Origin of the sequence: Falsiroseomonas algicola (assembly GCF_011040385.1) — a bacterium.
GTDB lineage: Bacteria > Pseudomonadota > Alphaproteobacteria > Acetobacterales > Acetobacteraceae > Falsiroseomonas > Falsiroseomonas algicola.
Map to the genome: position 1 here is coordinate 443,681 of NZ_JAAIKB010000001.1, position 25,407 is coordinate 469,087.

A 25,407-nucleotide genomic window follows, 5' to 3' on the forward strand; every position below is an offset into this window, starting at 1 on the left:
AGGGCGGAGGGGAACACCCCTCCGCCCTTTTCCTTTCGAGGCTCGCCGCCTTACTCGGCGGCCGCCGCCTCGTCATTCTCCCCGGCCAGCATGGTGCTGGCGAGGCCGTTGGCCTGGTCGCGGATGCGCTTCTCCACGCTCTCCGCCATGGCCGGGTTGTCCCGCATGAACTGTTTGGCGTTCTCGCGCCCCTGGCCGATGCGCTGGCTGTCGCAGCTGAACCAGGCGCCGGACTTCTCCACGATGCCCGCCTTGACGCCGAGGTCGATGAGCTCGCCGACCTTGGAGATGCCTTCGCCATACATGATGTCGAAATCCACCTGCCGGAACGGCGGCGCCATCTTGTTCTTCACCACCTTCACGCGGGTCTGGTTGCCCGTCACCGTCTCCCGGTCCTTGATGGAGCCGATGCGCCGGATCTCCATGCGGATGGAGGCGTAGAACTTCAGCGCGTTGCCGCCCGTCGTCGTCTCCGGATTGCCGAACATCACGCCGATCTTCAGGCGGATCTGGTTCAGGAAGATCAGCAGGGTGTTGGAGCGGGAGACGCTGCCCGTCAGCTTGCGCAGCGCCTGGGACATCAGGCGGGCATGCAGGCCGACATGGCTGTCGCCCATCTCGCCTTCCAGCTCCGCCCGCGGCACCAGCGCGGCCACGCTGTCCACCACCAGCACGTCGATGGCGCCCGACCGCACCAGCGTGTCGCAGATCTCCAGCGCCTGCTCGCCCGCATCCGGCTGGCTGATCAGCAGGTTCTCCACATCCACGCCCAGCTTCTTGGCGTAGCCGGGGTCCAGCGCGTGCTCGGCATCGATGAAGGCGCAGGTCCCGCCCTTCTTCTGCGCTTCCGCGATCATGTGCAGGGCCAGCGTGGTCTTGCCCGAGCTTTCCGGGCCATAGACCTCGATGATCCGGCCCTTCGGCACGCCGCCGATGCCCAGCGCCAGGTCAAGGCCGAGCGAACCGGTGGAGATGACCTCCACCTCCTCCGCCGCCGCCTTGTTGCCCATGCGCATGATGGAGCCCTTGCCGAAGGCCCTCTCGATCTGGCTCAGCGCGGCGTCCAGAGCCTTCGTCTTATCCATGAGGCTCGCTCTCCCGAACTCCCGGGCCCGATTCCCGGTATCAACCTGGGGGCGCAATCCCCGGCTGGATCCTCACCCGCCGGTCACACCCCGCATCACAGTGGACCAGGAAGCACCGCGACTCCAAGCGCCGCGCTACCACCTGCCCCTCGACGCGGAATATGGCGCGGAACGGCCATCGCGACAAGAACATTTAGGAAACTTTAACGGCTCCGGCGGGCAGGATGGCTTTCAGCTCCGTCACCAGCGCGCCCAGGCTGTAGGGCTTGGCCAGCAGCCGGATGCGCTCCGCCGCCAGGTCCCGCCCGAGTGCCGCTTCCGCATAGCCGGAGACGAGCAGCACCGGCAGGTCCGGCCAGCGGTCCCGCAGCCTTCCCGCCAGTTCCAGCCCATCGAGCCCGGGCATCACCACATCCGACACCAGCGCCAGCGGCATGACCTCCGCCTTCTCGACCAGTTCCAGCGCTTCCTCCGAACAGCCGGCGCTCATCACCTCGAACCCCGCACGCCGGATGGCGCGCTCCGCCAGGCGCAGCAGGGGTACCTCATCCTCCACCAGCAGCACGGCGGGGCCGCCCGGGGTCGGCTCGGGCACGGGCGGCGGCGGGGGCGAAGCCGCGGGCGGCGCCACCATCGCGGTCGGCACCACGGGGTCCGCCGGTCCCTCATGCCGCGGCATCCAGATTCGGAAGCGCGTCCCCTCGCCCCGTCGGCTGTCCACCGCGATGAAGCCGCCGGATTGCCGGACGATGCCGTGCACGGTGGAAAGGCCGAGTCCCGTGCCCCCCTGTTCGCGCTTGGTGGTGAAGAAGGGGTCGAAGATGCGGGGCAGCACCTCCGGCGGGATGCCGGCGCCGCTATCGGCCACTTCCAGCAGGGCGTAGCGCCCGGCGGGCAGCGTCTCCGTCCCGATCGTCTCCGGGGAAAGGACCACGGCATGGCCCGTGGAGATGCGCAGCGATCCACCCTCCGGCATCGCATCGCGGGCATTCAGCGCCAGGTTCATGATGACCTGGTCGAGCTGCGTCGGGTCCATCCGCACGCGCCGGCCCGGCTCCTCCAGCGCGATGGACAGCCGCACCCGGCTGCCGAGCAGCCGCCGCAGCAACTCCCCCATGGCGGAGACGGCGATGTTCAGGTCCACCACGCGCGGCCGAAGCGCCTGCTGGCGGGCAAAGGCCAGCAGCTGCTTCACCAGCGCCGCGCCGCGGCCGGCGCTTTCCAGCACCTGGCGCAACTCCGCCGCGCCTTCCCCGGCCGGCGCGCGGGACAGGGCGGCCTCCGCGCTGCCGGCGATGGCCGTCAGCAGGTTGTTGAAGTCGTGCGCGATGCCACCCGCCAGCGCGCCCACGGCCTGCAACCGCGCGGCCCCCGCCTGCTGCTCCGCCGGCCGGGCCGCGATGCGGGACAGGCGGAGCACAGCCCCGCGTTCAGGCGCCGGCAGCTTGCGATGCTCCATCTCCAGCCGGGGCGACCCTTCGCTGGCCATGGCGATCGCCACGCGCTGCCCGGTGGCGAGCGCGGCGAGGGCCGCTTCCCTCCCCTGCGCCGCCATCAGCGCCGCGATCGGCAGTCCCGCCCTTGGCGGCAGCAGCGGGCCACAGAGCCCCGTGAACTCCGCATTCCAGGTCACCAGCCTGTCGTCCGCATCCAGCACCGCGATCCCGGGCGACGCCGCATCCAGCACGGCGCGGAGCATGGCATCCCCCGTCGGGCGTCGGATGCGGCCACGCAAGAGATCCTGGAGGGTGCGGCGCGTATCAGGCATGCGGTTCTCCTCGGCGACACCCCACCATACCCATGGCTCTTCCATGGGCGGTCAGCGAGGGCACGGGGTTGCTCACGGCGTCAAGCATGCCGTGTGGCGGCGCCGTTCTGGCGCCAGACATAGGCGATGATCTCGGCCACCGCCTGGTAGTGTTCCGCGGGGATCTCCGCATCGAGTTCCAGCCGCCACAGGGCGCGGGCCAGGGGCGGATTGGCCACCAGGGGCACGCCGGCCTTGGTCGCGGCCTCCCGGATCCGGGCCGCCATGGCATCCACGCCCTTGGCGACGATCTTCGGCGCGGCCTCCCCGCCGCCATAGGCCAGCGCGACGGCATAGTGGGTGGGGTTGGTGATCACGACGGCGGCGTTGGGCACCGCCGCCATCATGCGACGCCTTCCCTGCGCCTGGCGCATCTGCCTCCGGCGCGCCTTCAGCATCGGGTCGCCATCGGATTCCTTCGCCTCGTCGCGCAGGTCCTGGCGGCTCATGCGCATCTGCCGCGCGAAGCGCAGCCGCACCCAGAGCACATCAAGCACCGCGACGCCGGCGAAGGCCGCGAGCGCCGCCGTCATCAGGCGCATCGCGACATCCGCCGCCGCCGATGGCAGGGCGGCGGAGGGCTGGTGCAGCGCCGCCTGCAGCGCCGAGAGATCCGACCCCACATGCCACAGCGCAAATCCAACGATGCCGAGCTTCACCAGCGTGCGCAGGAATTCCATGAGCGCTTCCGGGCTGACCAGGCGCTTCAGGCCGGCCCAGGGGCTGATCTTGCTCAGCCGCGGCGTCATGGACTTGGCGGAGACGAGGCCGCCGGTCTGCACCAGCGTCGCCGCGGCGGCGCCCAGCGCGACCGCCAGCGCCACCGGTGCCACCACAAGGCCCCCCTTCCAGAACAGCACCTCGAAGGCCTCCGCCATGGTCAGGCCATGGGCGGATTCCAGCGCGCCGCGCATGGCCCGCATCAGGTCGAAGCCGATGGTCGGCAGCACGATCATCGTGGCGAGTGTCCCGGCCGCCAGGCTGGCCCAGCCCACTGCTTCCCGCGACAGGGCGACCTGCCCCTCCTCCCGCGCCCTCTGCAGACGCTTGGGTGTTGCGGCCTCCGACTTGTCATCGGCCTCGGGGCCGTCACCCTCCTCCGCCACGGCTCAGCGCACCCCGGGCAGGGCGCCGAAGCCGGCGCGCAGCGCCTCCATCAGCGTCGCGATCATGGGCGGCGCCAGCAGGGCGAGGAGGCCGAGCCCCGCCAGGATCTGCCCCGGCACGGCGATGAAGAAGGTCTGCACCTGCGGCGCCAGGCGCGACAGCAGGCCGAGCGCCACGTTCAGCAGCACCGCACCGACCACGAAGGGGGCGGAGATGCGCAGCGCGAGGTCGAGCGAATCCGCCCCCATCCGCGCCACCGCCAGCGCCGCCGGGCCGGAGGGGAACGGGCTGCCCGCCGGCATCATCGCATAGCTTTCCGCCATCGCCGCCAGCGGCACGCGGTAGAGCCCGGTGGAGAGCACCAGCACCGCCGCCATCAGCGCGAAGGCGCGGCCCAGCGCCGTGCCGCCCATGCCGAGCGAGGCGTCATAGGCGAAGAGGCTCGACAGCCCCACCAGCGTCGCGATCGCCTGGCCGGCCATGGCGAAGGCAATCACCAGGATCCGCGCCAGCGTCCCGATCCAGAGGCCGATGACGATCTCCGTCACCACGAGCCGCGTGGTCTCCGCCAGATCCTCCGGCATCGCCGGCAGATCGGGCGCCAGCACCGGCAGCAGCACCGCCACCAGCGCAAGGCCGAGGCCGAGGCGCAGCGGGGCCGGCACCTCCGCTTCCCCGACCCCCGGCAGCAGCATCACCGCCGCGCCGAGCCGCGCAAAGACGAGCGCGGCCTGGAAGACCAGGCCGGGCAGCATCTGCAGCAGCGCGTGGTCCGCTTCCGTCACGGCATGCCGCCGAGCGCCACCATGCGGTCGAAGAGCGTCCCGCTCCATCCCTGCATGACGGAGGCGGTGAAGGGGCCGAGCAGCAGCATCAGCGCGCCGCCCATGATGAGCTTGGGCAGGAAGGCCAGCGTCGCCTCCTGCACCTGCGTCAGCGCCTGGACCAGGGAGACGGCGAGGCCCACCACCAGCACCGCGACCAGCGGCGGCCCCATCACCTGCATCGAGACCCAGATCGCTTCGCGAAGCGACTGGGCCATGGCTTCCTCGACCATCCGGCCCTCCTGGCACCCCGCATCCCCTCATGGGTGCGGCGACGCGCGCGAACAGCGCGCGTCAGATCGGCATCCGCATCACATCCTGATAGGCAGCCACCACCCGGTCCCGCACCGCGACCGTCGTCTGCAAGGCAAGCTCGGCGCGGGAGATGGCCAGCACCGCTTCCGTCACGCTGCCCTGGCCCATCAGCGCCTGGGTGGAGGCGGCATCCGCGCTGCGGCCGAGTTCGACCGCGCTTTCCATGGCGCGCGCCAGCACGCCGCCGAAGCCGCCCTGCTCGCCACCCGGCTGCGCCACGCCACCACCGGCCTGGGCGGCATAGGCGGCGGCGGCCCGCAGCGCGCCGGTCGCGCCGGCTACCGGCATGGCAGGTCAGTCCCGCGGCGCATGATCAGCGCAGCGCCTCGATCGCGCGGGTCAGCATGCCGCGCGTGGTCTCGAGCACGGAGAGGTTGGCGCTGTAGCTGCGCTGCGCCTCCCGCATGTCCATCACCTCCACCAGGCTGTCGACGTTGGGCGTCTTGACGTAGCCGCGGGCGTCGGCGGCGGGGTGGCTCGGTTCGTATCGCGTCGGGAAATCGCCCGGCGCGGTGCCGATGCGCGAGACGCCCACCATCTCCGCGCCCATGGCGCGGTCGAGGCGATTGGCGAAGCTGACGGTGCGGCGGCGATAGGGGTCGGCGCCCGGCGCCTCCCCCGTGCTGTCGCGGTTGGCGAGGTTCTCCGCCACCACGCGAAGGCGCGTGGATTGCGCCGCCATGCCGGCGGCCGAGATGCGAAGCGCGCGATCGAGATCCATGCGGTGCTGCCTCCTCCTGCCGCGCCCCGCTCAGCCCTGGCGGCCGAGCGCGAGGCGGAACATGCCCATGAAGCTGCGATGCACGGCCATGGCCAGCGCATGCGCGGTGTCGGTTTCCGCCATCCGGACCGCTTCCCGGTCCAGGGAGACGGCATTGCCATCGGGCGCCGTCTCCGGCACGCCGCGATCCTGCGCGGTCCCCGCGCGGGCCTGGCCCGTGCCGCGCAGATGCGCCGGCGAGGTCCGCGCCATCGGCGGCGCCCCTGCCGCGGCCAGCGCCTGCGCGAAGGGCATCACGTCCCGCGGCCGGTAGGCGGGGGTGTCGGCATTCGCGATGTTCTGCGCCAGCACCACCGTGCGGCGATCCAGCCAGCCCAGCCGTCGTTGCGCCAGGGCCAGCACGTCCTGCCCCGCGGCCGGTCGCCCGGCCGATGTGCCTGCTGCATCCATGTCCCCATCCTGGCGGCGGGGTGATGAAGGAAGGGTTTCGATCCGCTGGCCGGATCTCGCCCCGGCGAAGATGACGCCCGCGACGTAGAGGAAGCGTTCATCCGCCCATGCGCCTATGGGCGCCATGCCGAAACGCGCCACCCATGCCGAGGCCGTCCATGCCGCCATCGAGGCGATGGGCGGCACCGTGGCCGTTGCCCGCGCCCTTGTCGAAGGCGGGCGACGCGTGGACCTCGAAGGGCTGGATCGCGACGCCGCCGCGCTCTGCGCCGCCGTCATGGCCCTGGCGGCGGAGGAGGCAAAGGCGCTGCGCCCGGCGCTGGAAGCGCTGCTGCGACAGGTCGATGGCCTGACCGCCGAGGTGGCGCGGCACTGACAGTCGCCGGCGCAGGACGCGTCGGCCTCTCAACACCCTGTCGAAAACGGGACTCCAGGATGGAGCGGGATGAACGACATCAGCCTTCTGACCGCGGGCCTCACGGCCGGCGCCGCGCTGGTCGCGGTGCTGGCGGCGCTGCTGCTGACGGCCCGCATGGCGCGTGCCGCGGGCATCGGCGCGCGCGCCGGCCGCCGCCTGGCGCTGGAGGAGACACTGGCGCTCGACAGCCGCCGGCGCCTGGTGCTGCTGCGCTGCGATGGGCGATCCCTGCTGCTGCTGACCGGCGGCGGGCAGGACCAGGTGATCGGCTGGCTGCCGGATGGCGGGCCACCCTCCCCCTGATCCTGCTGGTGCTGCTGCTGTGGCCCGCCGGCGGCGCGCTGGCGCAGAGCGTCAACATCGACCTCGGCGCGCCGGGCACGGGACAGGCGGGCACCACCGCGCGGCTGGTGCAGCTGACGGCGCTGGTGGGCCTGCTCTCCCTCGCGCCCTCGCTGCTGGTGATGATGACGGCCTTCGGCCGCATCGTCATCGTGCTCGCCTTGCTGCGCAGCGCGATCGGCGCGCCCTCCATCCCGCCCAACCCGGTGCTGGTGGGCCTGGCGCTGTTCCTGACCCTCTTCGTCATGGAACCGGTCCTGCAGGCGTCCTGGACCCAGGGGATCCAGCCCCTGTCGGAAGGGCGGATCGGGGAGATCGCGGGGCTGCAGGCGGCGGCGGAGCCGTTCCGGCGCTTCATGGCATCCCAGGTGCGGCAGGCGGACCTGCAGCTGTTCATGGACCTCGCCCATCTGCCGCCCGCCACGGCCGGGGAAGCGCCGTGGCGGGTGCTGACGCCGGCCTTCATGGTCAGCGAGCTGCGCCGTGCCTTCGAGATCGGCTTCCTGATCTTCCTGCCCTTCCTGGTCATCGACCTGGTCGCGGCCAGCCTGCTGATGTCGCTCGGCATGATGATGCTGCCGCCGACCGTCGTGGCGCTGCCCTTCAAGCTCGCCTTCTTCGTGCTGATCGATGGCTGGCGGCTGGTGGCGGGCAGCCTGGTGCAGGGTTTCGTGCCATGATGGCGCCGAGGCCAGGGAGGAGCGCGCCATGATCTTCACCACCACCAGCACGGTCGAGGGGCGGGAGGTCGATCGCTACCTCGGCGTCGTCTTCGGCGATGCCGTGCTTGGCGTGAACGTCTTCAAGGACCTGCTGGGCGGGCTGCGCGACATCATCGGCGGCCGGTCCGGCACCTATGAGCGGGAACTGGGCTCGGCGCGGGACACGGCGCTGGCCAATCTCAGCCAGCAGGCCGCCGCCGTCGGCGCCGATGCCGTGGTCGGCATCGACATCGACTACGAGGTGCTGGGCAGCAACAACGGGATGCTGATGGTCAGCGCCTCCGGCACCGCCGTGAAGCTGAAGCCCGCCGCGGGGAGCGGCAGCGCCGGCGCGAGCCCCTGGGGACGCGCGCCGGCGTAGCGTCCCGGCCCGTCAGCGCGGCAGGTGCATGCTGATATAGGGCGGCAGGTTGAAGGCGCCGACATGGATCTCCGGCGTCCAGTAGCGCGTGGTATCCAGCACGCCCGCGACATCGGCACGCCGGCGGATCTCCTCCACCGGCACCTGGCGCAGCGACGCATCCTTGGACGCCCAGCCCAGCGTCATGAAGCCGCCGACATAGGTCGGCACCGCCGCGACATAGGCCCAGTTGTCGGGAAAGGACTTGGCGCGGCGCAGCGCCGTCTCCCGCAGCTCATCCGCCTGCATGGCCGGCACGCCGCACTGGTTCACGATCAGCCCGCGGTCGGAGAGCAGGCGCGCGGCATTGGCGTAGAACTCGTCGGTGAACAGCACCTCGCCGACCCCGATCGGGTCCGTGCTGTCGACGATGACGACGTCGAAGCTCCCGGCCTCCGCCTGGCGGACATAGTCGATGCCATCGCCCACGATCACCGTCGCGCGCGGGTCGGTCCAGGCATCGCCTGCGATGCCGGGCATGAATTCCTTGGCGAGGCGGATGACCTCCCCATCGATCTCCACCATCACGGCCTTCTCCACCGTGCGGTGCTGCAGGACGCGCTTCAGCACGCCGCCATCGCCGGCGCCGATGATCAGCACGCGCTTCGCGTCGCCATGCGCCAGCAGCGGCACATGGGCGATCATCTCCTGGTAGGCGAACTCATCCATCTCCGTGATCTGGATGACGCCGTCGAGGACCATGACGCGGCCATGCGTGTAGCTCTCGAACACCATGATGTCCTGGAAGTCGGACTTCACGCGCGCGAGCTCTCGCTTCACCAGGAAGCGCTGGCCCCATTCGGCATAGAGCGTCTCATTCACCCATGAGTCGGTCGGCATGGTCTTGTCCCGGGCATGAAGAAGGGGGCGGGCCCTGCGGCCCGCCCCCGGCAATGACGGAAGCCTCGGCGCGTCAGCCGATCAGGCCGCGCTTGTGCTCGGCAAGCTGCACGCGCTCCGCCTGGAAGCCCTTCTTCAGGGCCGGCAGCGCCTTGTACGGATCGCATTCGCCGCAGACGAAGATGTCGAGCGCGGCATAGTCGCGTTCCGGCCAGGTGTGGATCGACACATGGCTTTCGGCCAGCACCAGCACACCGCTGACCCCGCCATTCGGCGAGAAGTGGTGGAAGTGCCCGTGCAGGATGGTCGCGCCCGTGGCGAGCGCGCCTTCCCGCAGGACCGCATCGATGTGGTCCGGGTCATCGAGGTTGGTGGCGCCCCACAGATCAATGATCAGGTGGGTTCCCGCGTAGCGGACGCCATTGCGGTGGACGAAGTAGTCCTTCGTCTCACGAATCTCATCGGTCTGGGCGTCGCTCGGGAGTTCCGAGACCATCCCCAGTTGGACGAGAGCTTCCATAGTAAGGGCTCCTTCCAGCCAGCAGATGACCAGGGTGATCGAACATCGATCGGGTCAACGGCGCGCGCATATGGGGCATAAGGGGGGGGGGCGCAAGCGAAATCGGACCTCGGTGGTCCGAAAAAATGCGGGTTCCCCCCGGGGGGTGGCGCGGCACTCCGATTGTGACACCCCGGGGGGCACAAGAAGATTATCGGGTCACCGGCCCATTCTCCCGCAACCCGTCCAGCCGGGTGGGCAGCAGGCGCGCAACATCCAGTTCCTGGCGCAGCCGCGGCAGGTCATCGAGCCCCGCGATGCGCGCCGCCGTGATCACGGCGAAGGCTTCTTCCAGCGGGCCACCTGCCATGCGCGGCTGCTCCGCGTCGCGCAGCGCCGCCAGCGCCGATTCGTCGCCGGCCAGCGCCAGCAGCGCGGCGGTGCGCGCGATCAGCGGCCGGTGTTCCGGTGCCAGTGCATTGCCAGGCGGCGGCAGCACGATGGCGAGATGTGTCTGCATGGCAGCGGCGGCGCCTGCCCAATCCTGCTGTTCCGCCAGCAGCGCCGCGAGTTCCGGCGCCGCCTGCGGCCCGGCCTCCCGGTAGCGCGCCACGGCGTCTGGCACGCGGCCTGCGCGCGTCAGGGCGCGGGCTTCCAGCAGCCGCCTCTCCTGCGCCAGCGCCAAGGGCAGGCCCGGTGCCGCCGTCTCCTCCAGCGCCGCCAGCGCGCCGCCGGCATCGCCGGCGCCGAGCGCCAGGTTCGCCAGCCGCACGCCGATGCGCGCCCGCGCCTCCGCCCCCGCCGCGCGCGCCACGGCGCGCTTCAGCACATGCGTGGCTCGATCCACCAGGTCGAGAGCCGCCAGGCGGTCGGCGAGCGAGGCGAGTGCCTGTTCCGTCCCCTCCCCGGGCGGCAGCAGGTCGACATGCGAATCGAACAGCGCCACGGCCTGAACCGGCGGTTCGCGCCCGATGGCGGCGACCAGGGCCTGCTGCTGGCGTGGCCGGATCGTGCTGGCCAGGTCCGGGAAGGCCGTTTCCGTCTCCCGCAGCAGGTCGAAGGCGCCGCGCGGGTCGCCGGCGGCCTCCTTGAGTTCCGCGAGGCGAAGGCGTGCGTCGCTTTCCATCGCATCGCCGCGCCACGCCGCCAGCGCCGCTTCCAGCGCGGCGGCCGCGCCGGCGGCATCGGTACGGCCGGAGGCCAGGCGAAGCTCCGCCGCTCGGCGCATGGCGATGGCGCGGGCCCGACGGTCGCGTCCCTGGATCAGCGCGTCGTAGGCGGAGAGCGCCCCATCGACCTCCCCGGCCGCTTCCATGATGCGCGCGCGCGGCAGGGCGAGGCTTGCATCATCCTCCTCTCGTCCGGCCACAAGGCGGCGGGCGGCGGCGATCTCCCCCTGCTCCGCCAGCGCTTCCGCCGCCATCGGCAGCACCCGCGCCAGCAGCGGTTCGGGGTAGGAGAGGAGAAGTGGCAGCGCGGCGGCCACGGCGCCGCCACCCGCCTGGCCACGGGCCACGGCGAGCAGCCCGCGCCAGAGCGCCAACTCGTCGCTGTCCGGGCCGGCATGGTCGAGGCCGGTTGCCTCCGCGACCCGGCCCGACAGCAGCGCGGCGACGCCATGCAGGGCACGGGCACGCAGCGTTTCCGCCAGGCGGGGATCATCGCGCATGGCGATCGTCGCCATGGATTGCGCTTCCTGCGGCAAGCCGAGCGCCAGCAGCGCTTCCGCATGGCGAAGCCGCGCCGGCCCGCGCGACAGGGGCGGCGACGCGGCCACCGCGCTCGCGGCATTGCGCACGCGTTCCTGCAGGGCAGCCGTGCTCTCCGCCGGCAGGTCGAAGAGCCGCGACATGGCGGCGGCGGCGCTGGTGGCGCCCGCGGGTTCGGCGCCCAGGACCAGGGGCGAACCCGGCGCGCCGGCGGCGATGAACTGCCCTTCCCGTGCCACAAGCGTCACCGCGTCCGATCGCGGCAGCAGCGCGGCGCCGAGGCGCGTCGGCAGCAGGTCGAAGGCCGCGCCGCGCCGGCCGAGCGGCACCGCCTCCGCCCCGTCCTTCACCGTGCCGACCAGCAGCAGGCTGCCGGTCTCGGGATCGGTGACGTTGAGGCTCATGCCCGCCTGCGCGGCGCGCAGCAGGATGCGGGGCGGCGGGCCGGGATCGAGTTCGGGCAGGATGGAGCGCAGCGCCATGGGCTCCGCCGGCGAATCGATCACCCAGGCGGCGCCGTCCCGGCGCAGGCGGGGCGCCGCGAAGGCCGCGAGGGGCAGTCGGATCGTCGTGGATTGCGGACTCGCGGAAACCTCGCTGCCCGCCAGCGCCGGCTGGGCCGCCAGCGGCGCAAGGTCGAGCGCGAGCGGCGCGTCGAGCACCATCACCCAGGACTGGCCGCGCCGGAACAGCGCGGCGCCCGTGCCTGCGGGGCTCGGCACGGCGACGGCAGGCCCGGCGAGCAGGCGCACGGGGGTCCCGCGCGCGGGGGCAGGCGCCGCGGCAGCAGGGGGCGTCGCGCCAGGCGCCGGCAAGGGCTGCTGCGCCACCGGGACAATCGGGGCCGTCGCGATCGGCAGGTTGGGCGGCGCGCCACTGGCGGAGCGCGCGGCGGGGCTTCCCGGCGGTCGCGCGGTGTCGGACTGGCGTGCGGCCGGTGCTTCAGCGACGCGTGGCGGCGGTTGCGCGACTGGCCGCTGGGGTGGCGGTGCCGGTGGGGGCGGCGGCGGCAACGGCGCGGCGGCCTGGCGCGGCGGCGGTGCCTGACGCGTGGCAGGCTCGGCGGCCAGTCGCGGAGCGACGTCCGCTGCCGGTCGCGGAGCGACCTCAGGTGCCGGTCGCGGAGCGACGTCCGCTGCCGGTCGCGGAGCGACTTCCGCTGCGGGCCTTGTCGCGGCTTGCGTGGCTGCCTGCGCCGGCGGCGTGGCCTCGCCCGGATTCATGACATCGACGATGATGCGATTGCCGAGGCGGAAGTGCCGGGCGCGGGCGCCGGGGGCGAGGGTGAATTCCGCCACCTCCCCTTCCAGCGCCAGCCCGCGCAGGTTGCGCACCGGCCGGCGCGTCGCGGCTGCGTCGAATTCGGCCGGGGCGGCGAAGCGGAGCGTGAGCTTTCCCTCCGCCTCCTCCACCCGGTAGTTCACCTGGCGCGGCCAGTCAAACACCACCCGTCCATGCGTCGGGTGGTCCCCGACCCGGATGGGCACCCTGTCCTGCGCCGCCGCGGAGACGGCGGGCAGGATCAGGACGAGCAGGGTGGCGGCCTGGCGGATCAATCGAAATCCGCCAGCAGCTTGTCGATGTCGGCCTGGCTGACGCCGGCACCGGGAAGCTGCGGGCCATTGGCCAGCCGCCGCCCCTCGGTCTCGGCATCCGCCGCGGGTGCGGGCTTCGGTGCCGGGGCGGCGGGCAGCGCATGGCCGGAGGCCACCGCGCTGAAGCGCTCCGTCACCTGCGCGACCCGCGCCTCGATCGCCTTCAGCGCCGTCACCACCTTGCCGATGCGCTGGCCGGTGATGTCCTGGAAGCTGCAGGCCTCGTAGATGCGGGTGATGGCGCCGGACAGCGCCTCCGCCTCGCCGCCGCCGACTCGCCCCGCGACCCCTTCGAGCACCTCGCAGCAATCGAGGATCTCGTTGGTGGCTTGGGCGGTGTGGCCGACGATCGCATCGAGCTCATCCGTCGCGGACGGGATGTGGCTGATGTTGATGTCGTCCACGCGGAGGGAGGCGATCTCCTCCTTCGCCCGCGCGACGGTGCGGCCGAGCCCTTCAAGCTCTGCCAGCAGCGCCGCCTCGGTCGCCGTCAGGTCGCCCGCCATGCTGCCGAGCACGGCGCGGACGGCGGCATCGATCCGCGCCTCCTCGGGCGTGGCGCCGGCGTTCACCGGCGCGATTCCGTCAGGCATGGACCATGACCTTCTCGATCTTCTCGCGCAGCGTCTCCGCATTGAAGGGCTTCACGATGTAGTTGGAGACACCGGCCTGCTTGGCGGCGACGACGTTTTCCGTCTTGCTCTCCGCCGTGATCATGATGAAGGGCGTGTTCTTCAGCCGCGCATCGGCCCGCACTTCCTTCAGCAGGTCGAGACCCGTCATCGGCGCCATGTTCCAGTCGCTGATGACCAGGCCGAAATTGCCGGCACGCATCTTCGCCAGCGCCTCGGACCCGTCCGTCGCTTCCTCGACATTCTCGAAGTCGAGCTGCTTCAGCAGGTTCCGGATGATCCGCAGCATGGTCTTGTAGTCGTCCACGATCAGCACCGGTGTATTCTTGTCCATCGGCCTCGCGCCCCTGTGTCCCGTCGATTGTCCCGTCGATCCGCCATCCTGGCGCCAGTCACCGCACGGTCGGCCGCTCGGCGCGCATCCGCGCCAGCTCCGCCGTCAGCAGCCTCGCCCGTTCCGGGCGCATCGCGCCCAGCACCGGGGATGCCTTCGCTTCCCGCATCCGGTCCACGATGCGGACCAGAACGGGCATCTCCAGCTCATCGAAGATCGTCGCCGCATCGCGCGGCCGCATGCCTTCGTAGAGCTTCACCAGGCCGCGCAGCCCTGCCTCCTCGCGCTCCGCGCGTTCCCGTTCCAGGGATTCGAGGCGCTGCTGCAGCGCGGTCAGTTCCTGCACCCGCTGCGCGAGGCGACGCTCCGCCGCGGCGACCACCGTCTCCCGCGCCGCGGCCTGCTGTTCACGCAGGTCGATCTCCGCGCGCCGCGCCCGCAGCGCTTCCAGCACCGCCCGTTCGGCGACCTGCTCCGGCGTCGGGCCCGGTGGCGCGGCGGCGGGCGCAGCGGGGGGCGCGGCCGGCGCCGAGGCGGGCGCCGCCGGCGTGGCAGGTGCCGGCGCCCGTGTCGGCTCCGCCGGTGCAGGGGTGGAGGCGCGGGCCGCGCTGATCGCGACCGGCGCGCCGGCCTCCATGCGCAGCAGCCTGTCGATCTTGGCCACGACCAGCACACCGGCCAGCACGGCAGCCAGGGGCATCAGACGCAGGCGCGGCAGGGAGAGGCGGCGCATCATCTCAGCGCGCCTCCCTCAGCGCGCGCAGCAAGTCGCGCTCCGCCTCGCTGCGCGGCATCCCGGCCGGCAGGGGCGCGGGACGCGGCGCGGCAGGCTCCGGCGCGCGTTCCGGCAACCCGCTGGCGATCGGGCGCGCCGCACGCACCAGCCCGTCAAGGCGATCGGCCAGCGATTCCGCCCGTTCGGCGAGGTAGCGCAGATCGTCGCGCAGCGGCTCCGCCACCGCGACGCGTTCCGCCACTGAGCGTCCAGCCTGCTCCGCCGTGGCGCGCAGCCTTGCCAGCGCGGCTTCCGCGGCCTCCGTCGCCTCCGCCATGCCGGCCGCGCCATTGGTCACGGCCGCACCTTCCCGGCGCAGCGCCGCGATCTGGCGTTCCAGCCGCCAGGCGAAGGGCACGGCGACGGCCAGCAGCAGCAGCAGCGCGCCCTGGGCGAGCCATTCAAGCGTGGTCATGCGCCCTCCTCCATCACCGGGCGGCGGCGCTCACGCTCGATCCGCACGGCCAGGCGGTTCTCCCGCCGGCCGAGCTGAGCCTCGAACAGCGGCACCTCCCCGCAGCGCAGCCGGACCGGCGCGCCGGGGGGCGAGGACAGGGTGAAGCTGTCGCCGACGTTCAGCCGGAGGATGTGCGAGAGCGGCATGGTCTGCTCATCCAGCACCACGTCGAGCGAGACCTCGGTCTGGCGCAGCTCCTCCGCCAGGTGGGTCTCCCAGATGCTGTCGCGGCCGAAGCGTTCGCCCATGAACTGCTGCAGCAGCAATTCGCGCACGGGCTCGAGCGTGGCATAGGGCAGCAGCACCTCGATCCGCCCGCCGCGATCCTCCATGTCCACCCGCATGCGGCCCAGCACCGCGGCGTTGGACAGGCGGGAAATGGCGGCGAAACGCGGGTTCACCTCCAGCCGCTCGAAGCGGAAATCGACGGGGCAGAGCGGCTCGAACGCCGCGCGCAGATCGCCCAGCACCACGCCGATCAGGCGCTCCACCAGCGTGCGTTCGATGGTGGTGTAGGGCCGCCCCTCGATGCGCATGGCCGCCGTGCCGCGGCGGCCGCCCAGCAGCACGTCCACGATGGAATAGATCAGGCTGCTGTCCACCACGATCAGCCCGTAATTGTCCCACTGCTCCGCCTTGAAGACCGCCAGCATGGCCGGCAGCGGGATGGAATTCAGGTAGTCCCCGAAGCGCAGCGACGTCATGGCATCGATGGAGATGTCCACGTTGTCGGAGGTGAAGTTGCGCAGCGTCGTCGACATCAGCCGCACCAGGCGATCGAAGACGATTTCCAGCATCGGCAGTCGTTCGTACTGCACGAGGCCGGCGGAGATGATGCGCTCGATGCCCGACTCCGCGCGGTCCCGCGACGGGCCGGCTTCGAAGCCGAGCAGGCTGTCGATCTCGGCCTGGTTGAGCACGCGCGCCGCATCGGCAGGCAGCGGCGCGGCGGCCTGTTCCTCCGGCTGCGCCCCCTCCTCCTCCAGCGCCGCGCCCCAGGCGGCGGCGAGGTCCTCGTCTTCCGACCCGCTGCCGCTCATTGGACCAGCATCTCCACGAACAGCACGTCCGTGACGCGGGCCGGCGCGGCGGCCAGATTGGCCCGGGCGATCAGCTCCTCCCGCAGCCGATGCGTGCCGGCGCTGCCGCGCAACTCCTCCGGCCGCACCTCCCGCAGATAGGTCTGGAACAGGTCCTGCAGCCGCGGCATGGCGGCCTGCACGGCGGCGGTATCCTCCGCCCGCGTGATCTCCAGCTTGGCGCGCAGCCGCACGAAGCTGGCGCGACGGCCTGGCACGTTCAGGTTGGCGACGATCTCGGGCAGATCCACGAAGGCCGGCGGGCTGCGTGGCGGCGGCGCGGGCTCGGCCGCGGCCTCCGTCGTCTCCTCCGGCGGCGGGCCCATGCCCAGCAGCTTGGGCAGGATGCCCGTGAACCAAAGCCCCGCGCCCACGCCGATGAGGAGCAACAAGGGCAGCAGGATGAGCAGCAGCTTCTTCTTGCCGCCCTTCTTCGCGGCCGGCGCCTCGCCTTCCGCTGCCTCCGCCTTGGCTGGTGCTGCCGCCGCCATCCTGTCGCCCGCGTCCTTCTGTCTGCGCGCCAGTTGCCCGGCGCGCCCCGCACGCCGCCGCCACCCGGAGGGGGAGCGGACATGCACCATCGCCGGTCCGGCTTAAGGAAGGATTGCGATCGCAACGGCGGCGGACAGGGCTGCCGGGCCGGCGGCGCTTTTCACCCCCAGGCGGCAAGCCTTGCCGCCCCGGGGCCGCGCCACCACGCGAAATCCTGGCACGCGCCTTGCGCCTTGGCCTCCGCCCTGCATCGCGGAGTTCCTGCATGGACAGCCCCGGCTACATCGTCCTGTCCCGCCTGGTCGGCCAGCTGCGCGCCAACGCGGTGACGGCCAACAACATCGCCAATGCCGATACGCCCGCCTTCCGCAGCGCGCGCCCGGTCTTCGCCACGGTGCTGGAACGCCAGCAGGCCAGCGGGCTGCCGAGCGGCGCGCGGATGGTCTCCTATTCCCAGGACCGCGCCACCTGGCGCGACGAACGCGCCGGCCCGCTGAGCACCACGGGCAACCCGCTCGACATCGCCATCTCGGCGCCGGAGGGCTTCTTCGCCATCGATACGCCCCGCGGCGAACGCTACACCCGCGCCGGCCGCTTCGTGCTCGATAACCAGGGCCAGGTGGTGGACCAGCAGGGCAACACCGTGCAGGGCGCCAATGGCCGCCCGCTGCGCGTGGCCCCGGGCGACAGCCGCATCGATGTGCTGGGCGACGGCACGCTGCGCACGGAGAACGGCGATGCCGGCCAGTTCCGCATCGTCCGCTTCGACGACGCCCAGCGGCTGAGCCAGGAAGGCGACCAGCTGATGGCGGCGCCCGACACGATGCCCGCCCGCCGCGTCGATGCGCCCGGCCTGGTCCAGGGCGCGGTGGAGGGCAGCAATGTCCGCCCCATCCTGGAAATCACGCGGATGACGGAGGAGCTGCGCGAATTCCAGTTCACCACGCAGATGGCGGAGAAGGAGGGCGAGCGCCTGGGCACGGCGGTCGAGCGCATCCTGAAGCGCCGATGAGCCCCGCGACAATCATGAACGACACGACAACATCCCCGGCGAAGGACCACTGACCCATGCGCAGTCTGCATATTGCTGGGACCGGGATGATGGCCCAGCAGACCAACGTCGAGGTCATCTCCAACAACATCGCCAATATGAGCACGACGGGCTACAAGCGCCGCCGCGCCGAATTCCAGGACCTGATCTACCAGAACCTCCGCCGCGTCGGATCGCAGAGCGCGGATACCGGTAGCGTGCTGCCCTCCGGCGCGCAGATCGGGCTCGGCGTGAAGACCGGCGCGGTCTACCGCATCTCAGAACAGGGCAGCCTGTCCCAGACCGAGAACCGCTTCGACCTGGCCATCCGCGGCAATGGCTACTTCCAGGTCACGCTGCCCTCCGGCGAGACCGCCTATACGCGGGACGGCACCTTCGCCCTGTCGCCCGAGGGCGTCATGGTCACGGCGGATGGCTTCGTCGTGCAGCCCGGCATCACCATCCCCGCCGCCGCCCGCGACGTGACCATCAATTCCAGCGGCGAGGTCTTCGCCAAGCTCGATGGCCAGGTGGCGCCGCAGAATGTCGGCCAGATCCAGCTGGCGATCTTCGCCAACGAGACGGGGCTGGAGGCGATCGGCGACAACCTGCTGATGGCCACGCCGGGATCGGGTGCCGCCCAGGCGGCCGCCCCCGGATCGCCGGGCTATGGCCAGGTGCTGCAGGGCTTCGTCGAGACCTCCAACGTCAACGTCGTGCAGGAGATCACGAACCTCATCACCGCCCAGCGCGCCTATGAGATGAACAGCCGCGTCATCTCCGCCAGCGACGAGATGCTCTCCACCCTGACCAGGCTGCGGTGACGGCCATGCGCGTCCTGCTCCTGCTCTCCATCCTGCTCACGGCGCCTGCCGCGGCGCAGGAGACCGTCGCCCTCAAGCCGCTGTCGATGGTGGAGGACTCCGTCGTGCGGCTCTCCGACCTGTTCGAGACCAATGGGCCCCGCGCCGCCGTCGTGCTGGGCCCCGCCCCGGCGCCCGGCCAGCGCCAGGTGGTGGAGGCGGCGCAGCTGATGGCCATTGCGCGGCAGAACGGCATCGCCTGGCGCCCGACCGGCGGCGCGGACCGCGTGGTGCTGGAACGCCCCGGCCGCGCGGTGGAGCGGGAGGAGGTGCTGGTCCTGCTGCGCAACGCCTTGCGGCCCCAGGGCGTGGACCCGCAGGCCGAGATCGACCTGCTGAACTTCAGCGCGCCGCTCGTGCCGCTGGCGGCCTTCGCCCAGCTGGCGGTGGAACAGGCGGTGATCGACCCGGTGGCGCAGCGCTTCTCCGCGACGCTGGTGGTGGCGGCGGATGGCATGGCGACGCAGCGCCAGCGCGTCACGGGCCGCATCCAGCCGACCGTCGCCGTGCTGGTGGCGACACGGCGCCTCGCGATCGGGGAGGTGCTGGGCCCGCATGACGTGCGGCTGGTGCGCATGCCCGCCGGGCGCCTGCGTCCGGGCGTGGCGGAGCGGCCAGAGCAGGCGCTGGGCCAGGCGGTGCGCCGCCCGACCATGGCCGAGCAGCCGCTGATGCTGGCCGATCTCACGCAACCGCTGGCGGTCGAACGGGGGGCGACGGTGACAATGCTCTACGACATCCCCGGCATGGCGCTGACGGCGCAGGGCCGGGCCATGGAGGGTGCCGCGCGCGGCGCGGTGGTGCCGGTGATGAATCTCAGCAGCCGCATCGTGGTGGAGGCGCAGGTCATCGCGCCCGGTCGCGTCCGCGTGGGGCCCGGCCGATGAAGGCCCGCCTTGCCCTGCTCGCCCTGCTGGCCCTGCCGGCCTGCGAGCGCCTGTCGGAAGTGGGCCGTCCGCCTGCCCTGGCAGCGATCGAGAACCCGACCGCGGATCCCCGCTGGCGCCCCGTCTCCATGCCCATGCCGGCGCCGCAGGAGCCGACCTCCGGCGCCAACAGCCTGTGGCGCCAGGGCAGCCGCACCTTCCTGCGCGACCAGCGCGCGGCGGCGGTGGGTGACCTGGTGACGGTGCTGGTCTCCATCGCCGATGAGGCACAGCTGCAGAACCGGACGGAGCGGGAGCGCGACGGCACGGATACGCTCGGCCTGCCGCGCCTGCTGGGGCTGGAGACCTCGCTGACCCGCCTGCTGCCCAACGCCATCGACCCCAGCGCGCTGGTGCAGACCAATGGCGCGCAGACCAGCACGGGCACCGGCACGGTGCGGCGGACGGAGACGGTGACGCTGCGCGTGGCCGCGACGGTCGCGCAGGTGCTGCCCAACGGGAACCTGGTGGTGGCCGGGCGGCAGCAGGTGCGGGTGAATGCGGAGCTGCGGGACCTCCAGGTCAGCGGCATCATCCGCCCGCAGGACATCGCCAGCGACAACACGGTGAAGCATGACCGGCTGGCGGAGGCCCGCATCGCCTATGGCGGCCGCGGCACGCTGTCCGACCTCCAGCAGCCGCGGATCGGGCAGCAGATCCTGGATATCATCCTGCCTTTCTGACCGGGTTGGCCTGACCACAAACGCTTGGGGGGGTCTACGGGGGGCTCGCCCCCCGTTCCGCCCCGCATGTAGGGTTGGCGTCGCGGCTACGTGCGGGGCGGAAAAACGGCTTGGGGCTCGCCCCCCGTTCCGCCCCGACTGTAGGGTTGGTGTCGCGGCTACAGTCGGGGCGGACAAAGCATGTGCGGGCGATTCTTCTTGCAGCGGGACCCGGCGGGGCTGGCGCGGTACTTCGAGACCCAGAACCCCACGCCGAACCACGCCGCCTCCTGGAACATCGCCGTGACGCAGGAGAGCCTGGTGGTCCGCCGCCATCCCGAGGGCGCCCGGCATCTCGATTCGCTCCGCTGGGGCCTGGTGCCGTCCTGGGCCAAGGACACCAAGGATGCGGCGAAGCTGATGAACGCCCGCGCCGACGGGATCGCGGAGAAGCCCTCCTTCCGCGAGGCCTTCCGCAAGCGCCGCTGCCTGGTGCCGATGGACGGCTTCTACGAATGGCGGAAGGCAGAGGACGACACCAAGCAGGCCTATGCGGTGGCGCTGGCCACGGGCGAACCGATGGCCGTCGCCGGGCTCTGGGAGGGCTGGAAGCAGCCGGATGGCAGCTGGCTGCGCACCTTCACCGTCATCACGACCGAGGCGAATGAGAAGCAGGCCCTGGTGCACCACCGCATGCCGGTGATCCTGCCGCCGGAGGTATGGGACGCCTGGCTGGGCGCCGAGCCGGCGGAGCCGGAAGACCTGCAGGAATTGCTGGTCCCCTGCCCGGCGGAGGAACTGGCGATCTGGCCGGTGGACAACCGCGTGGGGAAGGTGGCGGAGAATGATCCCCGCCTGCTGAAGCGCGACCCGGCGGCGAAGCCGCCGCCGGAGCTTGATGACGAGCCGCCCGATCTGACGGGCTGACCCCCCGCCCCTAGAGCACGATCCGTCCAGTTGGACGGATCTCGTGCTCTAGAAGCTATTGTTTCTAAAGCACAAAATCCGATCAAGCTGATTCAGCTTGATCGGATAGTGCTTTATCGCCCGCCGCGCAAAGGGGGATGCGTCAGCCGGCCCGGTCAGTCGTCGCGGTGGACGCGCTCCATGCGCTCATGGCGCTCCTGCGCCTCGATGCTCAGCGTGGCGATCGGGCGGGCCTCCAGCCGGCGAAGGCCGATGGGTTCGCCGGTTTCCTCGCAATAGCCGTAGGTGCCGTTCTCCACCCGCTCCAGCGCCTGGTCGATCTTGGAAATCAGCTTGCGGGCGCGATCGCGGGTGCGCAGTTCCAGCGCCCGGTCGGTCTCGACGCTCGCACGGTCGGTCAGGTCGGCCTCGATGATGCCGCCCTGGCCCATGGAGGACAGGGTCTCGCCCGCCTCCCGCAGCAGCTCTCCCCTCCACTTCAACAGCTTCTGCCGGAAATACTCCAGCTGAAGGGGGTTCATGAATTCTTCGTCGCTCGACGGACGGTAATCCGGCGGCAGGGTTACGAGCATGGCTTACTTCCCCAACCTCCGCCGCCCCAGGCCCGGCGCCCCGGTAGGCGAAAGCGGGCGGACCATAGTGGCGGCCATGGGGGGTGGGCAAGTCGTCATTTGCACGCAAGCCCCTGATGTTTGCCCCTTTTTCAGATTGATGAATCGTATGCGGCGATAGGGAGACGGGCGTCAGCGCCGCCCGCGCCGCGCCAGTTCGATCCGCGCGCGCACCGCCACCTCGGCCATCACCGCGGCCAGGGCCGGGTCCAGGCCGGCATCGGTTTCAGCCGCCAGCCGCGAAAGTCGTTCCAACCCAGCGGGATTCTGCTCTCCGTCCAGCAGCGCCAATTGCAGGTCGCGCAGGTCATCGAGCGTCTCCGCGGCCCGCCGCCGGGCGCGGGCACCGCGCTCCTCCACGGCAGGCGCGCCACCTGACTCCTGCAGGGCGAGCAGGCTGCCCGGGGGGGCCGCCGCGCCGGCGGCACCCGCTTCCCGGGCCGAGTCGCTCCCGCCCGCTGCCAGGGCGAAGCCACCGGCGGGCCGGCGTGCCCGCCCGCGGTCGACTGTCCCGATCCCCGCCGGCCGAACCGGTCCCACCGCCATCCCCTGCTCCTCCACGCCCATCGAACCGGGACGGCGCCAATCCTGCCGCCCCCTGGTGAAAGCCCTGCCGCGCCCCGGCAAAGCCTGCCGCCCCGACCCGTCCCGAGGGCTGGCACGCCGCTTGCGCTAACGGTCCCGCGTCCCGCCACCAGGACGGCGGCGGCTCGGAGGAGAGCGTGGCGACAAAACATTGCCCGAAGATGAGCACGGCGCGGGGCGTGGTTTCCACGCTGCTGCTCATCCTCCTCATCCTTGCCCCCGGGGTGGCGGCCGCGCAGGTCCGCATTAAGGACATCGCGGATGTCGAGGGGGTGCGCGACAACCAGCTCGTCGGCTACGGGCTGGTGGTCGGGCTGAACGGCACCGGCGACCGGCTGCGCAGCGCCGTCTTCACCCGGCAATCCCTGATCGGCGTGCTGGAACGCCTGGGCGTGAACACGCGCGACCAGGAACGCCAGCTGGATACGCGCAACGTCGCGGCGGTGATGGTCACGGCCAACCTGCCGCCCTTCAGCCGCACGGGGTCGCGGATCGATATCGCGGTCTCCGCGCTCGGCGATGCCACCAACCTGACGGGCGGCACGCTGCTGGTGACGCCCCTGCTGGGCGCGGATGGGGAGGTCTATGCGGTGGCGCAGGGCGCCATCGTCACCGGTGCCGTCTCCGCCCGCGGGGCGGCAGGCTCCGTCACCCGCGGCGTGCCGACCGCCGGGCGCATCGCCAATGGTGCGACGGTGGAACGCGAGATCGCCTTCCGCTTCGCCGCCACCAACCAGCTGCGCCTGGCGCTGCGCAACCCGGACCTCACGACGGCGCGCCGCATCGCTGCCGCCATCAACCGCTTCGGCGGCGGCAGCGTCGCCACGGCCAACGACCCGCGCACCGTGACGGTGAACATGACGGGCCGCGATGCCGTCGGCTTCCTGGCAGAGATCGAGCAGCTGCGCGTCGTGCCCGACCAGATGGCGCGGGTGGTGGTGGAGGAAGCGAGCGGCACCATCGTGATGGGCGCGAATGTGCGCGTCTCCACCGTCGCCATCGCCCAGGGCAACCTGACGATCCGCATCACCGAAACGCCCCAGGTCAGCCAGCCCAACCCGCTGTCGAACGGCGAGACGGTCGTTGTCCCCCGCACGAATGTGGAGGTGGATGACCAGTCGGAACGCCGGCTCGGCATCCTGCGCGGTGGCGTGACGCTGGAGGAGCTGGTGCGCGGCCTGAACGGCCTCGGCGTCGGCCCCCGCGACCTCATCACCATCCTGCAGACCATCAAGGCCGCCGGCGCGCTGCAGGCGGAGCTGGAGGTGCGCTGACCATGCCCGAACCCACACCCATCGCCACCAGCGGCGCCCCCACCCTGGCCCGCACGCCACCCAACCCCGCAGCCCTTCGCCGCGCCGCGCAAGACTTCGAGGCGCAGGCGCTCGGCGCCCTGCTGCAGCCGATGTTCCAGGGGCTGGAGACGAAGGGCCCCTTCGGTGGCGGCGCGGCGGAAGCGCAATGGCGCCCCATGCTGGTGGATGCCATCGCGAAGGACATGACCCGTGCCGGCGGGCTCGGCCTGGCGGATGCGGTGCTGCGCGAACTCACCCGGCTGGCCGGCGCGTCCGGCCAGCCAACGACCACGGAGAGCACGATCCGATGACCATGATGCAACCCCTGTTGATCGCCGCCCAGCGCCTGGCGGAGGCGCTGCGCGCGGAGAACGAGGCGCTGGCCAAGCTCGACCTCTCGGCCGCGGCGGCGCTGGCCGGGCCGAAGAAGCAGGCTTCCGACGCCTTTGCCGCCGCCTTCGACGCGGCGAGCCGCACCGGCGCCCAGACCGAACCGCGCGACCGCGCGCGGGCGGAGGAACTCGCCGGGCGGCTGCGCGACCTCGGCGTCGAGAACCGGCGCCTGCTGGAACGCGCGATCGACCTGCAATCGCGCGTCATCGAGACCATCGCCGGCGCCGCCCGCCCGGAACGGCCCGGCACCTATGGGGAGCGTGGCGGCGTGAGGGAGGGGCGGCCCGCGCCGATCTCCCTCACCTCCCGCGCCTGATGGCTCAGGCCGTCGGCCGTCCGGCCCGCACCTGCTGGACGATCCCCGCATTGAACCCGCGATAGGCGGCGCGCGCCAACTCCACCCAGCGCGCCTCCACGGCTTCGACCGCGGATTCGCTCCGCGTACCGAAGCCGACCCAGGCGCCGGAGGAGCCGCCGCTGGACCGCATGGTGGCAAAAGGCTCGGCGGAGGCCGCGGGTTCGGTCACGCGTGCCCAGCCGATATCGGAGGCGCCCATGCCCGGGCGCCGCGCGGCGTATTGGAGCATGGTGCCAGGCGCGACGGAGAAGGCCGTCGTCGCCTCCGCATTCGCCGTACCGGCCAGGAGGCTGCGGCCGGAGGAGGAGACGTTCACGTAGTCGAGCCGCAGCAGCGGCGCGAGGACGAGGCCCTGCGACGCATCGGCGACGCGCTGCAGGGCCTGGTTGCCGCCGATCGCCGCCAGCCCGCCCATACCACCGCCAGCGCCTTCGCCTGACAGCCCGGTAATGAGAGGAGCCTGCGCGGCGCCCAGCGTGCGCCACGCGGTGCTCTGCCCGCCCAGCATGGTTCCGCCCGCGGAGCCATCGGTCGCGTTGCCGGCGACACGCGGCGCGCTGGTCGCGGCGGCGGCCGCCTCCTCCGGCGTCGCCACCTCGATCCCCGCCGCGCGAAGCTGTGCGACCAGGTCGGCATGCGCCTCATCGACGATCATCTGGTAGGTCTCGGGGCGTATGCCCGTGAGGCCCGTGCGCACGCTGGCCGTGCGGGTGCTGCCGCCGCCGAAGCCGCCCATCAGCCCGCCCTGCGACACGGCGCGCGCGTTCTGGGTATGGATGTAGCTGATGCCGTAGGACGGCACGAAGACCTTGCGCGCGCCGACCAGGTTGGCAGGCATGGTGGAGGAGAAGGCGACCGGAAGTGGCGCAACCTGCCCCGTCCGCGCCGCGATCGCCTCGGCGCTCGGGCCTCCGGTAGCGGTGGTGGTGCCGGAGGCGAAGCCGCTCTGCGCCGCGACCGATGCGGCGCCGGAGGCGACCGCGGCGACGCAGCCCGACAGCAGCGGGGCGGCAGCGGCCAGCAGCACGATCCTGACTGATGCAACCATGGATGTTTCGTTTCCTTCCCTGAATGAACAGGAGACTAAACCGTAACGATCCGCGCCGCCAAGCCGACGCGCGGCCCCGCCGCATGGACAGCATCGATTTCGCGGC

The 25,407-nt window shown here is 71.9% G+C and carries 32 protein-coding genes; 12 read left to right on the forward strand and 20 right to left on the reverse strand.

Annotated features, from left to right (window positions below):
- Positions 1 to 50: 50 nt before the first annotated feature.
- The 8 genes from recA to G3576_RS02120 all read right to left on the reverse strand — a co-directional run bounded on the left by recA (position 51) and on the right by G3576_RS02120 (position 6,309).
- Entirely contained in the window at positions 51 to 1,085 is a 1,035-nt protein-coding gene (gene recA / locus G3576_RS02085; RefSeq protein ID WP_164692660.1) for a recombinase RecA, read from the reverse strand.
- 193 nt (positions 1,086 to 1,278) lie between these two features.
- On the reverse strand, positions 1,279 to 2,853 hold the full coding sequence (locus G3576_RS02090) for an ATP-binding protein (protein WP_164692661.1): 1,575 nt from the start codon (positions 2,851 to 2,853) through the stop codon (positions 1,279 to 1,281).
- Positions 2,854 to 2,933: 80 nt separating this feature from the next.
- Entirely contained in the window at positions 2,934 to 3,998 is a 1,065-nt protein-coding gene (locus tag G3576_RS02095) for an EscU/YscU/HrcU family type III secretion system export apparatus switch protein (protein ID WP_164692662.1), read from the reverse strand.
- Between the two features lie 3 nt (positions 3,999 to 4,001).
- On the reverse strand, positions 4,002 to 4,784 hold the full coding sequence (locus G3576_RS02100; RefSeq protein ID WP_328728282.1) for a flagellar biosynthetic protein FliR: 783 nt from the start codon (positions 4,782 to 4,784) through the stop codon (positions 4,002 to 4,004).
- Positions 4,781 to 5,056 carry a flagellar biosynthetic protein FliQ gene (locus G3576_RS02105; RefSeq protein WP_164692664.1) on the reverse strand — a complete coding sequence of 92 codons (276 nt, stop codon included), beginning with the start codon at positions 5,054 to 5,056 and terminating at the stop codon, positions 4,781 to 4,783. The genes G3576_RS02100 and G3576_RS02105 overlap by 4 nt, the downstream gene beginning before the upstream one ends.
- A 61-nt stretch (positions 5,057 to 5,117) precedes the next feature.
- The gene (locus tag G3576_RS02110) at positions 5,118 to 5,426 is read right to left on the reverse strand and encodes a flagellar hook-basal body complex protein FliE (RefSeq protein WP_164692665.1); all 309 of its coding nucleotides are present in this window, start codon (positions 5,424 to 5,426) and stop codon (positions 5,118 to 5,120) included.
- Between the two features lie 25 nt (positions 5,427 to 5,451).
- Positions 5,452 to 5,859: a flagellar basal body rod protein FlgC gene (flgC, locus tag G3576_RS02115; RefSeq protein WP_164692666.1), complete on the reverse strand. Its 408-nt coding sequence runs from the start codon at positions 5,857 to 5,859 to the stop codon at positions 5,452 to 5,454.
- Between the two features lie 30 nt (positions 5,860 to 5,889).
- The gene (locus G3576_RS02120; RefSeq protein WP_164692667.1) at positions 5,890 to 6,309 is read right to left on the reverse strand and encodes a flagellar basal body rod protein FlgB; all 420 of its coding nucleotides are present in this window, start codon (positions 6,307 to 6,309) and stop codon (positions 5,890 to 5,892) included.
- 124 nt (positions 6,310 to 6,433) lie between these two features.
- On the opposite strand from G3576_RS02120, the gene G3576_RS02125 reads away from it, so the two are divergent.
- From G3576_RS02125 to G3576_RS02140, 4 genes are all read left to right on the forward strand, one after another.
- Positions 6,434 to 6,685 carry a hypothetical protein gene (locus tag G3576_RS02125; RefSeq protein ID WP_164692668.1) on the forward strand — a complete coding sequence of 84 codons (252 nt, stop codon included), beginning with the start codon at positions 6,434 to 6,436 and terminating at the stop codon, positions 6,683 to 6,685.
- A gap of 69 nt (positions 6,686 to 6,754) precedes the next feature.
- Positions 6,755 to 7,030 (forward strand): flagellar biosynthetic protein FliO, encoded by a 276-nt coding sequence (locus G3576_RS02130; protein ID WP_164693280.1) that lies wholly within the window; start codon positions 6,755 to 6,757, stop codon positions 7,028 to 7,030.
- Positions 7,031 to 7,032: 2 nt separating this feature from the next.
- Positions 7,033 to 7,749: a flagellar type III secretion system pore protein FliP gene (fliP, locus tag G3576_RS02135; RefSeq protein ID WP_456237329.1), complete on the forward strand. Its 717-nt coding sequence runs from the start codon at positions 7,033 to 7,035 to the stop codon at positions 7,747 to 7,749.
- A 28-nt stretch (positions 7,750 to 7,777) separates the two neighbouring features.
- Positions 7,778 to 8,152, forward strand: coding sequence for a heavy metal-binding domain-containing protein (locus G3576_RS02140; RefSeq protein ID WP_164692669.1), 375 nt, complete (start codon positions 7,778 to 7,780; stop codon positions 8,150 to 8,152).
- 12 nt (positions 8,153 to 8,164) lie between these two features.
- On the opposite strand, the gene speE is transcribed toward G3576_RS02140, so the two are convergent.
- From speE to G3576_RS02185, 9 genes are all read right to left on the reverse strand, one after another.
- Positions 8,165 to 9,031, reverse strand: coding sequence for a polyamine aminopropyltransferase (speE, locus tag G3576_RS02145; protein ID WP_164692670.1), 867 nt, complete (start codon positions 9,029 to 9,031; stop codon positions 8,165 to 8,167).
- 73 nt (positions 9,032 to 9,104) lie between these two features.
- Positions 9,105 to 9,551, reverse strand: coding sequence for an adenosylmethionine decarboxylase (gene speD, locus G3576_RS02150; protein ID WP_164692671.1), 447 nt, complete (start codon positions 9,549 to 9,551; stop codon positions 9,105 to 9,107).
- A gap of 190 nt (positions 9,552 to 9,741) precedes the next feature.
- A complete protein-coding gene (locus tag G3576_RS02155) occupies positions 9,742 to 12,795 on the reverse strand; it encodes a hypothetical protein (RefSeq protein ID WP_164692672.1) in 3,054 nt (1,017 codons plus the stop codon).
- Positions 12,792 to 13,427, reverse strand: coding sequence for a protein phosphatase CheZ (locus G3576_RS02160; protein WP_235951350.1), 636 nt, complete (start codon positions 13,425 to 13,427; stop codon positions 12,792 to 12,794). The genes G3576_RS02155 and G3576_RS02160 overlap by 4 nt, the downstream gene beginning before the upstream one ends.
- A complete protein-coding gene (locus G3576_RS02165; protein WP_092961395.1) occupies positions 13,420 to 13,800 on the reverse strand; it encodes a chemotaxis response regulator CheY in 381 nt (126 codons plus the stop codon). The genes G3576_RS02160 and G3576_RS02165 overlap by 8 nt, the downstream gene beginning before the upstream one ends.
- Positions 13,801 to 13,858: 58 nt before the next feature.
- A complete protein-coding gene (locus tag G3576_RS02170) occupies positions 13,859 to 14,536 on the reverse strand; it encodes a MotE family protein (RefSeq protein ID WP_164692674.1) in 678 nt (225 codons plus the stop codon).
- Position 14,537: 1 nt separating this feature from the next.
- Positions 14,538 to 14,990 carry a DUF6468 domain-containing protein gene (locus tag G3576_RS02175; RefSeq protein WP_164692675.1) on the reverse strand — a complete coding sequence of 151 codons (453 nt, stop codon included), beginning with the start codon at positions 14,988 to 14,990 and terminating at the stop codon, positions 14,538 to 14,540.
- Positions 14,987 to 16,072: a flagellar motor switch protein FliM gene (fliM, locus tag G3576_RS02180; RefSeq protein ID WP_164692676.1), complete on the reverse strand. Its 1,086-nt coding sequence runs from the start codon at positions 16,070 to 16,072 to the stop codon at positions 14,987 to 14,989. The genes G3576_RS02175 and fliM overlap by 4 nt, the downstream gene beginning before the upstream one ends.
- Positions 16,069 to 16,602 (reverse strand): flagellar basal body-associated FliL family protein, encoded by a 534-nt coding sequence (locus tag G3576_RS02185; RefSeq protein WP_164692677.1) that lies wholly within the window; start codon positions 16,600 to 16,602, stop codon positions 16,069 to 16,071. Before G3576_RS02185 ends, fliM begins: the two co-directional genes overlap by 4 nt.
- Before the next feature lie 266 nt (positions 16,603 to 16,868).
- Between G3576_RS02185 and G3576_RS02190 the strand changes: the two genes are divergently transcribed.
- The 5 genes from G3576_RS02190 (at position 16,869) to G3576_RS02210 (ending at position 21,011) form a co-directional block, all read left to right on the forward strand.
- Complete coding sequence (locus G3576_RS02190) at positions 16,869 to 17,615, forward strand: flagellar hook-basal body complex protein (RefSeq protein WP_164692678.1); 747 nt, start codon at positions 16,869 to 16,871, stop codon at positions 17,613 to 17,615.
- Between the two features lie 56 nt (positions 17,616 to 17,671).
- Complete coding sequence (gene flgG, locus G3576_RS02195) at positions 17,672 to 18,457, forward strand: flagellar basal-body rod protein FlgG (protein WP_164692679.1); 786 nt, start codon at positions 17,672 to 17,674, stop codon at positions 18,455 to 18,457.
- Between the two features lie 5 nt (positions 18,458 to 18,462).
- The gene (gene flgA, locus G3576_RS02200) at positions 18,463 to 19,383 is read left to right on the forward strand and encodes a flagellar basal body P-ring formation chaperone FlgA (RefSeq protein ID WP_164692680.1); all 921 of its coding nucleotides are present in this window, start codon (positions 18,463 to 18,465) and stop codon (positions 19,381 to 19,383) included.
- Positions 19,380 to 20,105, forward strand: coding sequence for a flagellar basal body L-ring protein FlgH (flgH, locus tag G3576_RS02205; RefSeq protein ID WP_164692681.1), 726 nt, complete (start codon positions 19,380 to 19,382; stop codon positions 20,103 to 20,105). Before flgA ends, flgH begins: the two co-directional genes overlap by 4 nt.
- A 180-nt stretch (positions 20,106 to 20,285) precedes the next feature.
- Positions 20,286 to 21,011 carry an SOS response-associated peptidase gene (locus tag G3576_RS02210; RefSeq protein WP_164692682.1) on the forward strand — a complete coding sequence of 242 codons (726 nt, stop codon included), beginning with the start codon at positions 20,286 to 20,288 and terminating at the stop codon, positions 21,009 to 21,011.
- A 155-nt stretch (positions 21,012 to 21,166) separates the two neighbouring features.
- Here G3576_RS02210 and dksA read toward each other — a convergent pair whose 3' ends face one another.
- On the reverse strand, positions 21,167 to 21,583 hold the full coding sequence (gene dksA / locus G3576_RS02215) for an RNA polymerase-binding protein DksA (RefSeq protein WP_164692683.1): 417 nt from the start codon (positions 21,581 to 21,583) through the stop codon (positions 21,167 to 21,169).
- A 171-nt stretch (positions 21,584 to 21,754) separates the two neighbouring features.
- Positions 21,755 to 22,168 carry a flagellar assembly protein FliX gene (locus G3576_RS02220; protein ID WP_164692684.1) on the reverse strand — a complete coding sequence of 138 codons (414 nt, stop codon included), beginning with the start codon at positions 22,166 to 22,168 and terminating at the stop codon, positions 21,755 to 21,757.
- Positions 22,169 to 22,368: 200 nt separating this feature from the next.
- Here G3576_RS02220 and G3576_RS02225 point away from each other — a divergent pair, with 200 nt between their 5' ends.
- Genes G3576_RS02225 through G3576_RS02235 form a run of 3 tightly spaced genes read left to right on the forward strand, consistent with a single transcriptional unit; the run spans position 22,369 to position 24,211 of the window.
- Entirely contained in the window at positions 22,369 to 23,481 is a 1,113-nt protein-coding gene (locus G3576_RS02225) for a flagellar basal body P-ring protein FlgI (protein WP_164692685.1), read from the forward strand.
- 2 nt (positions 23,482 to 23,483) lie between these two features.
- Positions 23,484 to 23,813, forward strand: a complete 330-nt coding sequence (locus G3576_RS02230; protein WP_164692686.1) for a rod-binding protein — start codon at positions 23,484 to 23,486, stop codon at positions 23,811 to 23,813.
- 2 nt (positions 23,814 to 23,815) lie between these two features.
- Entirely contained in the window at positions 23,816 to 24,211 is a 396-nt protein-coding gene (locus G3576_RS02235; protein ID WP_164692687.1) for a hypothetical protein, read from the forward strand.
- A gap of 4 nt (positions 24,212 to 24,215) precedes the next feature.
- Here the strand turns inward: G3576_RS02235 and G3576_RS02240 are convergent, their stop codons facing one another.
- Positions 24,216 to 25,301, reverse strand: coding sequence for a hypothetical protein (locus G3576_RS02240; protein ID WP_164692688.1), 1,086 nt, complete (start codon positions 25,299 to 25,301; stop codon positions 24,216 to 24,218).
- Between the last annotated feature and the right edge of the window lie 106 nt (positions 25,302 to 25,407).